Source organism: Microbacterium sp. LEMMJ01 (genome assembly GCF_002114135.1).
Taxonomy (GTDB): Bacteria; Actinomycetota; Actinomycetes; order Actinomycetales; family Microbacteriaceae; genus Microbacterium.
On record NZ_NCTV01000036.1, the window covers coordinates 352,495 to 365,319 of the forward strand.

At 68.5% G+C, this 12,825-nt stretch carries 10 protein-coding genes; 6 read left to right on the forward strand and 4 right to left on the reverse strand.

From position 1 onward, the window contains the following. Nucleotides 1–28: 28 nt before the first annotated feature. Nucleotides 29–1,897, reverse strand: a complete 1,869-nt coding sequence (lepA, locus tag B7W94_RS16680) for a translation elongation factor 4 (RefSeq protein WP_025103696.1) — start codon at nt 1,895–1,897, stop codon at nt 29–31. A 242-nt stretch (nt 1,898–2,139) separates the two neighbouring features. Between lepA and B7W94_RS16685 the strand changes: the two genes are divergently transcribed. The 5 genes from B7W94_RS16685 (at nt 2,140) to B7W94_RS16705 (ending at nt 8,638) form a co-directional block, all read left to right on the forward strand. After that, complete coding sequence (locus B7W94_RS16685) at nt 2,140–3,123, forward strand: ABC transporter permease (protein WP_025103697.1); 984 nt, start codon at nt 2,140–2,142, stop codon at nt 3,121–3,123. A gap of 1 nt (nt 3,124) precedes the next feature. Beyond that, complete coding sequence (locus B7W94_RS16690; RefSeq protein WP_025103698.1) at nt 3,125–4,063, forward strand: ABC transporter permease; 939 nt, start codon at nt 3,125–3,127, stop codon at nt 4,061–4,063. Next, nucleotides 4,060–5,988, forward strand: coding sequence for an ABC transporter ATP-binding protein (locus B7W94_RS16695; RefSeq protein WP_085607747.1), 1,929 nt, complete (start codon nt 4,060–4,062; stop codon nt 5,986–5,988). Before B7W94_RS16690 ends, B7W94_RS16695 begins: the two co-directional genes overlap by 4 nt. A 132-nt stretch (nt 5,989–6,120) precedes the next feature. After that, nucleotides 6,121–7,833: an ABC transporter family substrate-binding protein gene (locus B7W94_RS16700; protein ID WP_025103700.1), complete on the forward strand. Its 1,713-nt coding sequence runs from the start codon at nt 6,121–6,123 to the stop codon at nt 7,831–7,833. A 73-nt stretch (nt 7,834–7,906) separates the two neighbouring features. Continuing rightward, nucleotides 7,907–8,638, forward strand: a complete 732-nt coding sequence (locus tag B7W94_RS16705; RefSeq protein ID WP_085607749.1) for an alpha/beta fold hydrolase — start codon at nt 7,907–7,909, stop codon at nt 8,636–8,638. Here B7W94_RS16705 and B7W94_RS16710 read toward each other — a convergent pair. Then, nucleotides 8,630–9,868, reverse strand: a complete 1,239-nt coding sequence (locus B7W94_RS16710) for an MFS transporter (RefSeq protein WP_085607751.1) — start codon at nt 9,866–9,868, stop codon at nt 8,630–8,632. The two genes, B7W94_RS16705 and B7W94_RS16710, sit on opposite strands and share 9 nt — an antisense overlap. Next, on the reverse strand, nt 9,865–11,235 hold the full coding sequence (locus B7W94_RS16715; RefSeq protein ID WP_085607753.1) for a glycoside hydrolase family 1 protein: 1,371 nt from the start codon (nt 11,233–11,235) through the stop codon (nt 9,865–9,867). Before B7W94_RS16715 ends, B7W94_RS16710 begins: the two co-directional genes overlap by 4 nt. 220 nt (nt 11,236–11,455) lie before the next feature. Here B7W94_RS16715 and rpsT point away from each other — a divergent pair, with 220 nt between their 5' ends. Next, nucleotides 11,456–11,716, forward strand: a complete 261-nt coding sequence (rpsT, locus tag B7W94_RS16720; RefSeq protein ID WP_025103704.1) for a 30S ribosomal protein S20 — start codon at nt 11,456–11,458, stop codon at nt 11,714–11,716. 68 nt (nt 11,717–11,784) lie between these two features. Here rpsT and holA read toward each other — a convergent pair whose 3' ends face one another. Further along, nucleotides 11,785–12,822 carry a DNA polymerase III subunit delta gene (gene holA / locus B7W94_RS16725; RefSeq protein WP_025103705.1) on the reverse strand — a complete coding sequence of 346 codons (1,038 nt, stop codon included), beginning with the start codon at nt 12,820–12,822 and terminating at the stop codon, nt 11,785–11,787. Nucleotides 12,823–12,825: the final 3 nt, after the last annotated feature.

Below are 12,825 nucleotides of genomic sequence, written 5' to 3' on the forward strand. Positions count from 1 at the left end.
CGCGCTTCGACAAGTTCAGCGGGGTGGGCTACTTCTTGTCCTTGGTCTCGACGTCGCCGGAGAGCGCAGCGATGAACGCCTCCTGCGGAACCTCGACGCGGCCCACCATCTTCATGCGCTTCTTGCCCTCCTTCTGCTTCTCGAGGAGCTTGCGCTTGCGGGTGATGTCACCGCCGTAGCACTTGGCGAGCACGTCCTTGCGGATCGCGCGGATCGTCTCCCGGGCGATGATGCGCGCACCGATCGCGGCCTGGATCGGCACCTCGAACTGCTGGCGAGGGATGAGCTTGCGCAGCCGCTCCGCCATCATCGTGCCGTAGGCGTAGGCCTTGTCCCGGTGCACGATCGAGCTGAACGCGTCGACCTTCTCGCCCTGCAGGAGGATGTCGACCTTGACCAGGTCGGCCTCCTGCTGCCCCGACGGCTCGTAGTCCAGGGAGGCGTAGCCCTGCGTCTTGGACTTGAGCTGGTCGAAGAAGTCGAACACGATCTCGCCGAGGGGCATGTTGTAGCGCAGCTCGACGCGCTCCTCGGAGAAGTACTCCATGCCCAGCAGCGTGCCGCGCCGCGACTGGCACAGCTCCATGACGGTGCCGACGTAGTCCTTGGGCAGCAGGATCGCCGCCTTCACCATCGGCTCCGACACCGAGCCGATACGGCCGTCCGGGTACTCGCTCGGGTTCGTCACGGTCACCGTCTCGCCGGTGTCGCTCGTCACGACCTCGTAGATCACGCTCGGGGCGGTGGTGATGAGGTCGAGGCCGAACTCGCGCGAGAGGCGCTCGGTCACGATCTCCAGGTGCAGCAGGCCGAGGAAGCCGCAGCGGAACCCGAAGCCGAGCGCCACGGAGGTCTCCGGCTCGTACTGCAGCGAGGCGTCGGAGAGCTTGAGCTTGTCGAGCGCCTCGCGCAGTTCCGCGTAGTCGCTGCCGTCGATCGGGTAGATGCCCGAGAACACCATCGGCTTCGGGTCCGTGTAGCCGGGAAGCGCCTCCGCCGCGGGCTTGCGCGCGTTCGTGATCGTGTCGCCGACCTTCGACTGCCGCACGTCCTTCACGCCGGTGATGAGGTAGCCCACCTCGCCGACGCCGAGACCCTTGGTCGGGGTGGGCTCCGGGCTCGACACGCCGACCTCGAGGGCCTCGTGGTTCGCGCCGGTGGACATCATCTGGATGCGCTCGCGGGGCGAGAGGCTGCCGTCGACCATCCGCACGTAGGTGACGACGCCGCGGTAGGCGTCGTACACGGAGTCGAAGATCATGGCCCGCGCGGGTGCGTCCGCATCCCCCACCGGAGCCGGGATCTCCTCGACGATCCGGTCGAGCAGATCCTCGACCCCCATGCCGGTCTTCCCGGACACGCGCAGCACGTCCTCCGGCTTGCCGCCGATGAGCGAGGCGAGCTCCTTCGCGTACTTCTCGGGGTCTGCGGCGGGGAGGTCGATCTTGTTGAGGACAGGGATGATGTGGAGGTCGTTCTCCAGCGCGAGGTAGAGGTTGGCCAGCGTCTGGGCCTCGATGCCCTGCGCGGCGTCGACGAGGAGGATGGCACCCTCGCACGCGGCCAGCGACCGGGACACCTCATACGTGAAGTCGACGTGACCGGGGGTGTCGATCATGTTGAGCGCGAACACCTCGTCCGGGCCCTGCGCCTGCCCCAGGGCCCACGGCATCCGCACCGCCTGGCTCTTGATCGTGATGCCCCGCTCCCGCTCGATGTCCATGCGGTCGAGGTACTGGGCGCGCATGTCCCGCTCCGCGACCACGCCGGTGATCTGGAGCATGCGGTCGGCCAGGGTCGACTTGCCGTGGTCGATGTGGGCGATGATGCAGAAATTACGGATCTGCGCAGCCGGCGTCGCGGCAGGCTGAAGCGGGGTGAGAGCGCGTGGGGACATGTCCCGTCGATTCTACGGTGAGGGTCCTCATAATCCCCATTCGTGCGTATCGGTGATAGTCTCCCGAAGTTGCCCGGGATCAATCCGTGACACCGGATCCCGTAAGCGATACGACTCCGTCACAGACTCCGTGAGGGCTGTCGCGTCGCGCGGAACGGCGGATGAAACCCGATCATCCGCCCGGCTCAGCGTTGCGTCGGCAGACCCCGAGCGCGTCTGGAGAAGAGAAAGACAAATCCCCCTTGATCAAGTACCTCGCGCGCCGTGCCCTCGGCTGGCTGCTCATGATCGTGGTCGCGACGAACCTCACCTACTTCCTCGCGTGGGGCTTCCTCGATCCGCGCAGCAACTACGTGGGTCGTCGCCCTCCGCTCACCGAAGAGCAGATCGTGAACACCCTCGCTCCCCGCAACCTGAGCGACACCGTCCCGCTCATCGAGCGGTGGTGGACGTGGCTCACCGGCATCCTGCTCCGCTGGGACTGGGGCGTGAGCCCGACGGGCGGATCCGTCAACGAGCAGGTCGCCTACCGCATGTGGGTCAGCGCGGAGCTCGTCCTCGGCGCGACGATCCTCACGACGGTCCTCGGCATCGCGCTCGGCGTGTACACCGCGTCTCGGCAGTACAAGCTCGCCGACCGCATCGGCCAGGCGACGAGCATCATCACGCTCAACATCCCGATCGTCGTCGCGGCGTTCGCGATCGTCCTGCTCGCGATCGGCCTGAACAACGCCACCGGCACCCGCATCTTCTACGTGACCGGTAACGCCAGCCAAGGGGTCGAGGGCTTCTTCCCCACCCTCATAGACGTGCTGCAACACCTGACGCTGCCGACGATCGCGCTGGTGCTCACCGGGTACGCGAGCATCCACTTCCTGCAGCGGTCGCTCCTGCTGGACAACATCAACGCCGATTACGTCCGCACGGCCCGCGCGAAGGGCCTGACCAAGCAGCAGGCCATCCGCAAGCACGCGCTCCGGACGTCGCTCATCCCCGTCGCCACGCAGGTCGCCTTCACGATCCCCGCGATCTTCACCGGAGCGGTCCTGACCGAGACGATCTTCGCGTGGAACGGCATGGGCCGGTACTTCATCGAGACCATCACCAAGAACGACATCCACGGAACCGTCGCGATCGCCGCCTTCGGTGCGGTCCTCACGGCGATCGGCGCCATCCTCGCCGACATCGCCGTCGTCGTCCTCGACCCGCGCGTGAGAGTGAGCTGACATGAGCACCGACATGCTCGACCCGACCATCCACCCGGAGCCGGAGACCGCCGGCCCCGAGACCACCCGCGTCGCCACCAAGCGGCTGTCGAAGTGGACGCTGTACTGGCGACGCTTCTCCCGGAACCGCGGAGCCCTCATCGGCCTCGTGATCTTCGTCGTCCTCGTGCTGTTCGCCATCGTCGGGCCCTTCATCGCCCGGTACGACCACATCGAGCTCGACTTCCTGAACCTCAGCACTCCCCCGTCCGCGGAGCACTGGTTCGGCACGAACAACGCCGGAAACGACCTCTTCGCCCAGGTCGCCGTCGGCTTGCAGCGGTCGCTCATGATCGCCATCACCGTCTCCGTCGGCGTCACGATCGTGTCCGCGCTCGTCGGCACGGCCGCGGCCTACTTCGGCGGCTGGACCGAGCGCATCTCGCTCCTGGTCATCCACTTCATGATGGTGATCCCGAGCTTCCTCATCCTCGCGATGATCTCGAACAAGGCCGGCGGTGACTGGCGCGTCATCGCCCTCATCATGATCTTCGTGATCGGGTGGTACTTCCCCGCCCGCGTCATCTGGACGATGGCCCTGTCGCTGCGCGAGCGCGAGTACGTCAGCGCCTCCCGCTACATGGGCGTCGGCGGCATGCGCATCGTGCTCCGCCACCTCCTGCCCAACATCGGCTCGCTCCTCGTCATCAACTTCACCCTCGGCGTCGTCAACGCCGTGGTGACGGAGACGGGCCTGTCCTTCCTCGGCTTCGGCGTCAAGATCCCCGACGTGTCGCTCGGTGCCCTCATCGGCGCCGGCTCGAGCTCGCTGACCACGGCGCCCTGGCTGTTCTACTTCCCGGCGGCGGCGCTGACCCTGCTCACCGTGTCGATGGCGCTCATCGCCGACGGCCTGCGCGACGCCCTCGATCCCACCTCGGCTGCTGGAGGCCGCGCATGACCAACGTCCTCTCCGTCCGCGACCTCAAGGTCAGCTTCGCCTCCGAGGCCGGCCGTGTCGACGCCGTCCGCGGCGTCTCCTTCGACCTCGAAGCCGGCAAGACCCTCGGCATCGTCGGCGAATCCGGTTCCGGCAAGTCCGTGACCTCGCTCGCGATCATGGGTCTCCTCGACGAGAACGCCAAGGTCACCGGCTCGATCACGTACGACGGGCAGGAGCTCGTCGGCATGAGCGACAAGCAGCTGTCGGTCATCCGCGGCAACGGCATGTCGATGGTCTTCCAGGACCCGCTGACCTCGCTCACGCCGGTCTACACGGTCGGCGATCAGCTCATCGAGGCCCTCACGGTCCACCGCGGCCTGTCCAAGAAGGACGCCTGGGACCGCTCCGTCGAGCTGCTCAAGCTCGTCGGCATCACCGAGCCCGAGCGCCGGATGAAGTCCTTCCCGCACGAGTTCTCCGGAGGCATGCGGCAGCGCGTCGTCATCGCCATCGCGATGGCCAACGATCCGAAGCTCATCATCTGCGACGAGCCCACCACGGCCCTCGACGTCACCATCCAGGCGCAGATCCTCGACCTCATCGAGAAGGCGCAGGACGAGACCGGCGCCGCGGTGATCATGATCACGCACGACATGGGCGTGGTCGCCCGCACCGCCGACGACGTGCTCGTGATGTACGCCGGCAAGCCCGTGGAGCACGCGCCCGTGCGCGAGCTGTTCCACAAGACCCGCATGCCGTACTCGATCGGCCTGCTCGGCGCCATCCCCCGCGTGGACAAGGCCGAGAAGGAGCCGCTGACCCCCATCAAGGGCAACCCGCCGCTGCTCATCAACCTGCCGGACGCCTGCCCGTTCGCCGACCGCTGCCCGATCGTCATGGACGCCTGCCGCGCCAAGGAGCCGGAACTGCTCCCCGTGCCGACGGGCTCGGGCGACCTGCACCAGGCCGCCTGCATCCGCGCGCACGAGATCGAGGACGGCGGCCTCCTCGGGGGCCTGCCCGTCTACCCCGTCCGCCCCGTCCCGGAGAGCGACCTCACACGGACGCCCCGCGAGGAGCGGCCGATCACGCTCGAGGTGAAGAACCTCCGCAAGACGTTCCCGTTGGTCAAGGGCGCGTTCCTGAAGCGCAAGGTCGGCGAGGTCCAGGCGATCAAGGGCATCAGCTTCGACGTGCGCGAGGGCGAGACGATGGCCATCGTCGGCGAGTCGGGCTCGGGCAAGACGACGACGCTGCTGCAGATCATGGACATGGTCAAGCAGACCGACGGCGACATCGTCATCGCCGGCACCAGCGTCAACGACATCCACAGCCGCAAGGTCGAGCGCGCCCTGCGCCGCGACATCCAGATCGTCTTCCAGGACCCGATGGGAGCCCTCGATCCGCGCATGACGGTGGCCGACATCATCTCGGAGCCGCTCTTCGCGATCGGCACGCCGAAGGAGGAGGCGCACCGGCGGGTGGACGAGCTCATGGACCTCGTCGGGCTCAACCCCGCGCACAGCGACCGCTTCCCGCAGGCGTTCTCGGGTGGTCAGCGGCAGCGCATCGGCATCGCCCGGGCCCTGTCGACGAACCCCAAGATCGTCGTGCTCGACGAGCCGGTGTCCGCGCTCGACGTGTCGATCCAGGCCGGCGTCATCAACCTGCTCGACGAGCTCAAGACCAAGCTCGGGCTGTCGTACCTCTTCGTCGCGCACGACCTCTCGGTGGTGCGTCACATCGCCGACCGCGTGGCCGTGATGTACCTCGGCGAGTTCGTGGAGCACGGCGACGTCGACCAGGTCTTCGACGACCCGCAGCACCCGTACACGAAGGCGCTGCTGTCGGCGATCCCCGTGCCGGATCCCGACATCGAGCGCACCCGCGAGCGGGTGGTCTTCGACGCCGAGACGATGTCGACGAAGCCCGCGACGGTCTGACCCGGATCCCATGCGCGCGTTCCTGGTCACCGTCCGATAACGGTTAGGCGGCATTCACCGCAGCGCCGTGTTCCGGGATACAGCGCGAACTAGTCTTCCCTTTATGAAACGCCGAAAGGCGAAAGGAGCACCATGAAGAACAAGAAGTTGCTGGGGGCGGTCGCGGTCGGCGGCGCCCTCGCACTCGCCCTCGCGGGCTGCGCGAGCGGTTCCGGGAACACCGGTGGCGGGGACAACGGCGAGAAGGTCGAGACCAAGACCGCCGACTACAACCCGCAGGACCGCAGCAACCTCCAGGAAGGTGGCGAGGTCAACTTCCCCATCAACGAGATCCCGGAGCAGCTGAACGGCTTCAACAGCGATGCCAGTGCTGACACCGCTCGCCTGTGGTCGTGGTACATGCCGCAGATCCTCCTGGTCTCGCCGGAGGGCGAGGTCACGAAGAACGACGCCTACCTCGACGCGTACGAGATCGGCGAGGAGGATGGCAACACGACCATCACCTTCACGTTCAAGGACGAGGCGCACTTCAACGACGGCACCGACATGGACTGGACGTCCGTCGACGCCACGTGGAAGGCCAACCGCTCCTACGACGAGGGCTTCAACCCGAACGCGACCGACGGCTACAAGCAGATCAAGACCGTCGAGCAGGGTGACACCGCGAAGACCGCCGTCGTGACGTTCGACGGCATCTACGCCTGGCCGTCCATGGCGTTCCTCACGGGTGGCGTCCTGCACCCGGACATCGCCGACCCGGCCGTGTTCAACGAGGCCTTCATCGGCAACATGCACCCCGAGTGGGGCGCCGGCCCGTACACCGTCGACACGTTTGACGCGAACGGCGGCTTCGTCTCGTTCAAGCCGAACCCCGAGTGGTGGGGCAACGCGCCGCTGCTCGACACGGTCACCTTCACGGCCATGGAGCCCGACGCCTCGATCAACGCCTTCAAGAACGGCGAGATCGACATGGTGGGCGCCAACACCAACGACCGCCTGAAGCAGGTCCAGGAAGTGGACGACACCGTCGTCCGCCGTGCGCAGCAGACCGCCAAGACGGTCCTGCTCGTCGACGCCGACAAGCCGCAGTTCGAGGACATCGACGTGCGCAAGGCGTTCTTCCTCGGCGTGAACGTCGACCAGCAGAAGCAGATCGCGTGGAACGGCCTCGGCTACGAGGAGCCGGTCGCCGGTTCGCTCAACCTGTACTCGTTCCAGGACGGCTACAAGGACTCGTTCGCCGAAGCCGGTCTGAAGCACGACGTCGAGGGCGCCAAGAAGCTCCTCGACGACGCCGGCTGGACCGAGGGCGAGGACGGCATCCGCGAGAAGGACGGCGAGAAGCTCTCCGTCACCTTCCCGATCTTCGGTGAGGACCCGACCATCGAGGCCCTCGCGAAGTCGCTGCAGGCGCAGCAGAAGGAGATCGGCATCGACCTCAAGATCGATGTCCGTGCCTCCGCCGACTTCTCCAGCGACTTCACCACGAAGAACTGGGACGTCGTCTCGCTCCGCTTCACCGACTCCGACCCGTTCGGCCCGGCCTGGTTCTGCCAGCTCTACTGCTCCGACAGCGGTCTGAACCTGTCGGCGACCGGCACGGAGGAGATCGACCAGCAGATCGCCGACGAGGTCGAGAGCCAGAAGGACGCGGAGTCCTGGACCACCGCGGCGATGGACCTCGAGCCGAAGATCATCGAGCAGACCTGGGGCCTCATCCCGCTGTACAGCGGCCCCTCGATCTACGTGGTCAAGAACGGCCTGGCGAACCTCACGCCGGAGCCCTACGTCGGTCTCGACCTGTTCGGCGTCACGCCGGTCGAGAACGTCGGCTGGGAGAAGTAACATCCTCTGACACCTCGTGTCGAAGCGGGGTCGGTGGTCCATCCACCGGCCCCGCTTTCCTTATGCTGAAGGCGTGACCGTCCAGACCGTCCTCGTGCACGGCATCCGCACGTCGGCCACCATGTGGCGGTCGCAGATCGAGTACCTGGGGGCACGCGGGCTCCCCGTCACCGCCGTCGACCTCCCCGGCCACGGCAGCCGGATGGACGAGGACTTCACCCTCCACGAGGCGCTGCTCACGATCGATGCGGCCGTCCGCGCCGCGGCCGAGACGGGCCCCGTGCTGCTGGTCGGCCACTCCATGGGCGGGCTGCTCTCGCTCGCGTACACCGGTGGCGCTGAGCCTCCGCCCGTCGACGGACTCGTCGCCGCCGCATGCACCTCGCTTCCCCGCGGCGCCGGGCTGCGCGCGTACCGCCTGTTCGCCCGGGCGGTCGACTCCCTGCCCGACCGTGGCATGTGGCTGACGCAGCGCATGCTCGCCGCGACGATCCCCGAGGAGAATCGCGGAGACTTCGCCGCCGGTGGGTACGCCCTCGACATCCAGGACCAGACGCTGCGCAGCCTCGCCACCCTGGATGTGGCGGCCGCCGTCCCCCGCATCCAGGTGCCCCTCTGGTTCGTGAACGGCCAGTACGATCAGCTCCGGCTTAACGAACCCCTGTTCCGGCGCCTGGCCCCGGAGGCGGAGCTCATCGTCGTGCCACGGACCACGCACCTGATCACGGCCATGCGCCCGCGGGTGTTCAACGCCGTCCTCTCCCTCGCGATCGCGACGATCGAGCAGCGCACGGCGTCAGGCTGAGAGCACCCGAGACCGCGCGGCGGCGGTGAGCGCTCCGCCGACGAGCGACAGGATGGCTGCCGCGAGGAAGACGAGCCAGAACCCGCCGGCCAGCGCGACGAGGCCGGCCCCGAGGACGGGCCCGATGAGCTGTCCGAGGGCGGCGGTGACGTTCACGATGCCGAGGTCGCGCGCGTGGTCCTGCTCATCCGGGAGCAGGTCGGCCGCGAACGCGAGCCCCACGGTCGAGAAGGCGCCGTAGCCGACGCCCATGAGCGCGGCGGCGATCATCGTCATCTCGAAGGTGGGCAGAGCCACGATCACCACACCCGACGCCGCCTGGACGACCGTGGCCCCCACGGCGAGCCGGCGGCGCTCCCCGGTGCGGTCGGAGATGATCCCGGTGATCACGGAGGCGAGTACCACGAAGACCGTGTAGACGACGATCAGCAGGAGGAGGTTGTCCTGTGCGGTCGTGCTCTCCTGTCCGAGCCCGTGGAGGAGGAAGAAAAGGAACAGCGCCGTGCCGAGGGCGTTGCCGATGTTGGTGACGAGCCGGCCCGAGAGCATCCAGGCGAAGTCGCGGTCGCGGAGCGACGCCAGGCGGGGCCGCCCGATGCGCTGAGGGCGCAGCGCCTCCGTGCTCGGCGGGTCCGGCAGCAGCAGTGCCGCCGCGACGCCCACCACCGCGATGATGCCGGCGAGGAGCAGATACCCGGCGACGATGCCGAGGCCGAGCAGCACGACGAGTCCGACCCCGAGCACGATCCCGACCGCCTGGCTCGACCCGACCGCGGCGGATGCGGCACCGCGCTGCGTCGTCGGGAGCTGGTCGGCGATGAGCGCGGTGAACGCGGCGGAGGAGACGGCGACGCCGATCGAGACGCCGACCCAGCCGGCGCCGACCGCCCACGGGCCGTCGGCGAAGCCGGTGAGGACGAGACAGGCAGCCGTGAGCGCGACCCCTCCCAGAGCCCATGGCCGCCGCCGATGCGCGCCGGCGCGGGCGCGATCCGAGAGTGCCCCGGCGAGCGGCCCGGCGACGACGCCGGCGAGGCCACCCAGTCCGAGCACGATCCCGGAGGAGACGACGCCGCGGATCCAGTCGTCCTCCGGAGTGTCGAGCTGCAGCGGGAGGAGGAGCTGGACCGGGGTGAGCTGGACGGTCCAGATCGCGAGCCAGGCGAGGGTGAACAGCGACATCCAGCGCAGGCCCGCTCGGTGGGTGCCGAGGCCCGGGGTCGCGCTCATGCGCGTGCCGCCTCGGCGTCTTCGGCTGCGCGCGCACCCGCGATGAGGTCGCGGTACCAGCCGTAGGAGGCCTTCGGGGTGCGCTCCCCCGTCGAGAAGTCCACGTGCACGAGGCCGAACCGCTGCGTGTAGCCGTCCGTCCACTCCCAGTTGTCGAGCAGCGACCAGACCGTGTACTCCTCGACGGGGACGCCGGCGTCGATGGCCTCGCCCACCGCGTCGATGTGCGCGGAGAGGTAGGCGATCCGATCCGTATCCTCCACAGGGCCGGCGACGTCGGGCTCCGGGAAGGCTGCCCCGTTCTCCCCGATGATGATCGGAGGCATGCTCGGGTGGCGGCGGTGCAGATCGATCAGGAGGTCGCGCAGGGCGGACGGCATGATCGGCCATTCGGGACCGAAGCCGGTGACGGGCACTCCGGGAGTCGGAACGATCTCGAACGGGATGTCGTCCTCGGCGGCGGCGGTGACCGTGGTCGGGTTGTAGAAGTTCACGCCGTAGAAATCGATCGATCCCGCGATGCGTGCGAGGTCGTCACCGAGGACGGGCAGCGGCGGGAGCCCGAGGGCCTCCAGGTCCGGTGTCGTCCCGGAGAGGAGCGGCTCGCTGAACAGCCGGTTGTGCAGGAGGTCGTACACCGCGGCCGCGGCCTGATCCTCCTCGGTGTCCCGCAGCGGCAGGACCCAGGTGTGGTTGTTGACGAGTCCCACGCTCGCCGCGCCACGGGCATGCAGCGCCTCGGCAGCTCGGGAATGGGCGAGCAGCTGGTGATGTGCGGTCGGAAGCGCGCCGTAGAGGAGCTGCCTGCCGGGTGCGAGCGCACCGACGGCGTAGCCCTGCAGAGTGGTCATCGCGGGCTCGTTCAGCGTGTACCAGGACGACACCCGGTCTCCGAGGCGCGCGGCGACGAGGGCGGCGTACTCGCCGAAGCGCTCGGCGGTGTCGCGGGCCAGCCAGCCGCCGTCGGCCTCGACCGCGCTCGGCAGCTCCCAGTGATAGAGGGTCGGGAACGGGGTGACGCCGGCCGCCAGCAGTCCATCGACGACGCGGGCGTAGTGGTCCAGCGCCGCGACGTTCCCGGGGCCGCGTCCGTCCGGCTGCACGCGCGCCCAGGGGATCGAGAACCGATACCGATCGAGCCCGAGACCGGCCACCAGGGCGAGGTCATCCGCCACGCGGCGATAGCTGTCGCAGGCCGGCTCCGCCGTCGAGCCGTCGCGGATGCGTCCGGGCTTGGCGATCTCGTCGTCCCAGATCGACCGGCCCGCGCCGTCGGCACGGCGGGAACCCTCGATCTGGACGGACGAGGTGGCGACGGACCAGCGGAGCCGCGCACGCGCGGCCGGGTCGGTGCTGAGGGGGGTCATCGGGCTCCTGACGTCGTCGTCGTTGTGGATGATTCTGCACCCGGTCCCACCTCCCGCGCGACGGCGTCTCGCCCGAGTGGCGTCGTTTCGCACGATCCCGCCCTGTACTGGTAGACTCGACTCTTGGCTTGCGTGTGGGTTCTTCCCTCACGACCGCCGTGCAGCAGCCCTCTTCTGCTGCCGGCACTCCGAATCACTCCTGTACAGAAAGCGTCCACACGTGGCAAACATCAAGTCGCAGATCAAGCGCAACAAGACCAACGAGAAGGCTCACGAGCGCAATAAGGCCGTGAAGAGCGAGCTGAAGACTCTCGTCCGCCAGACCCGCGAGGCCGTCGCCGCCGGCGACAAGGCCGCCGCCGAGAAGAGCCTGAAGAAGGCCTCGGTCAAGCTCGACAAGGCCGTCAGCAAGGGTGTCCTGCACAAGAACCAGGCGTCGAACCGCAAGTCGGCGATCGCCAAGCAGGTCTCGGCTCTCTGAGCTTCTGACTTCCGGCAAGCCCGTCTCCTCGTGAGGCGGGCTTTCTGCTTTCCCGGGGAGCGGGAGCCCTAGCCCCCGAACGGCTCACGGGTGGCGATGACCGTCACCATGCGCTCGAGCGCGAAGATGGGGTCACGCGCCGCACCCTTGACCTCGGCGTCGGCGCGCGCGGTCGCCTGGATCGCCATCCCCAGGGAGCGCTCGTTCCAGCCCGCCAGGTCGCGACGCGCGCGGTCGACCTGCCAGTCCTTCATCCCGAGGCGCTGGGCGAGCTGCCTGCTGGGCTCACGGTTGCCGGCGACGCGCGCCATCGTACGCAGCTTCATCGCGAACGCGGCGACCATCGGCACCGGGTCCGCGCCGGAGGACAGGGCATGACGGAGCGCCACGAGAGCCTCGCCGTAGCGTCCGGCGATGGCGGTGTCGGCGACGACGAATGCCGACACCTCGACCCGGCCGCCGTAGTACTTCGTGACGACCTCTTCCGTGATGTCGCCCTCGACGTCGCCGATGAGCTGCTGACAGGCGGCGGCGAGCTCGGTGAGGTCGTCGGCGAAGGCCGAGACGAGCGCTCGGAGTGCCGGCGGGGCGATGCGCTTCTTCGCCGCCTTGAACTCCCCCGCCGCGAAGTCGACCCGGTCGCCGTCGCGCTTGATGGCGGGGCACGCGATCTCGATCCCGCCGCCCGTCCCCGCGCGCAGCGCATCGAGGAGCTTCTTCCCGCGGACGCTGGCGCCCGTGTGGCGGAGCACGACCGTGGCCCCCTCCTGCGGGTTCTCCAGATACCCGATGGCCTCCTGGAGGAAGGCGTCAGAGCACTTCTCCACGCCGGACACGCGAACCAGGCGCGGTTCTCCGAACAGCGACGGCGAGGTCAGGGAGAGCAACGTGCCGGGAGCGTAGTCGTCGGCACGGACGTCGCTGACCTCGAGCGCCGGATCCTCCGCACGGAGGTAGTCGCGCACCCCGGCGATCGCGCGCTCGGCGCAGACCTCTTCCGGGCCCGAGACGAGCACCAGCGGCGCGGGGTGCGGCTCCCGCCACGACACCTGCGGGATCTTCGTGGCCTTCGCGCCGCCGCGGGAGGGAGGACGGGAAGCTGCCATGGG

Bases quoted from the DNA above. Each gene is read 5' to 3' on its own strand.
- lepA (WP_025103696.1), bottom strand. From the start codon at position 1,897: ATGTCCCCACGCGCTCTCACCCCGCTTCAGCCTGCCGCGACGCCGGCT.
- B7W94_RS16690 (WP_025103698.1), top strand. From the start codon at position 3,125: ATGAGCACCGACATGCTCGACCCGACCATCCACCCGGAGCCGGAGACC.
- B7W94_RS16695 (WP_085607747.1), top strand. From the start codon at position 4,060: ATGACCAACGTCCTCTCCGTCCGCGACCTCAAGGTCAGCTTCGCCTCC.
- B7W94_RS16700 (WP_025103700.1), top strand. From the start codon at position 6,121: ATGAAGAACAAGAAGTTGCTGGGGGCGGTCGCGGTCGGCGGCGCCCTC.
- B7W94_RS16710 (WP_085607751.1), bottom strand. From the start codon at position 9,868: ATGAGCGCGACCCCGGGCCTCGGCACCCACCGAGCGGGCCTGCGCTGG.
- B7W94_RS16715 (WP_085607753.1), bottom strand. From the start codon at position 11,235: ATGACCCCCCTCAGCACCGACCCGGCCGCGCGTGCGCGGCTCCGCTGG.
- holA (WP_025103705.1), bottom strand. From the start codon at position 12,822: ATGGCAGCTTCCCGTCCTCCCTCCCGCGGCGGCGCGAAGGCCACGAAG.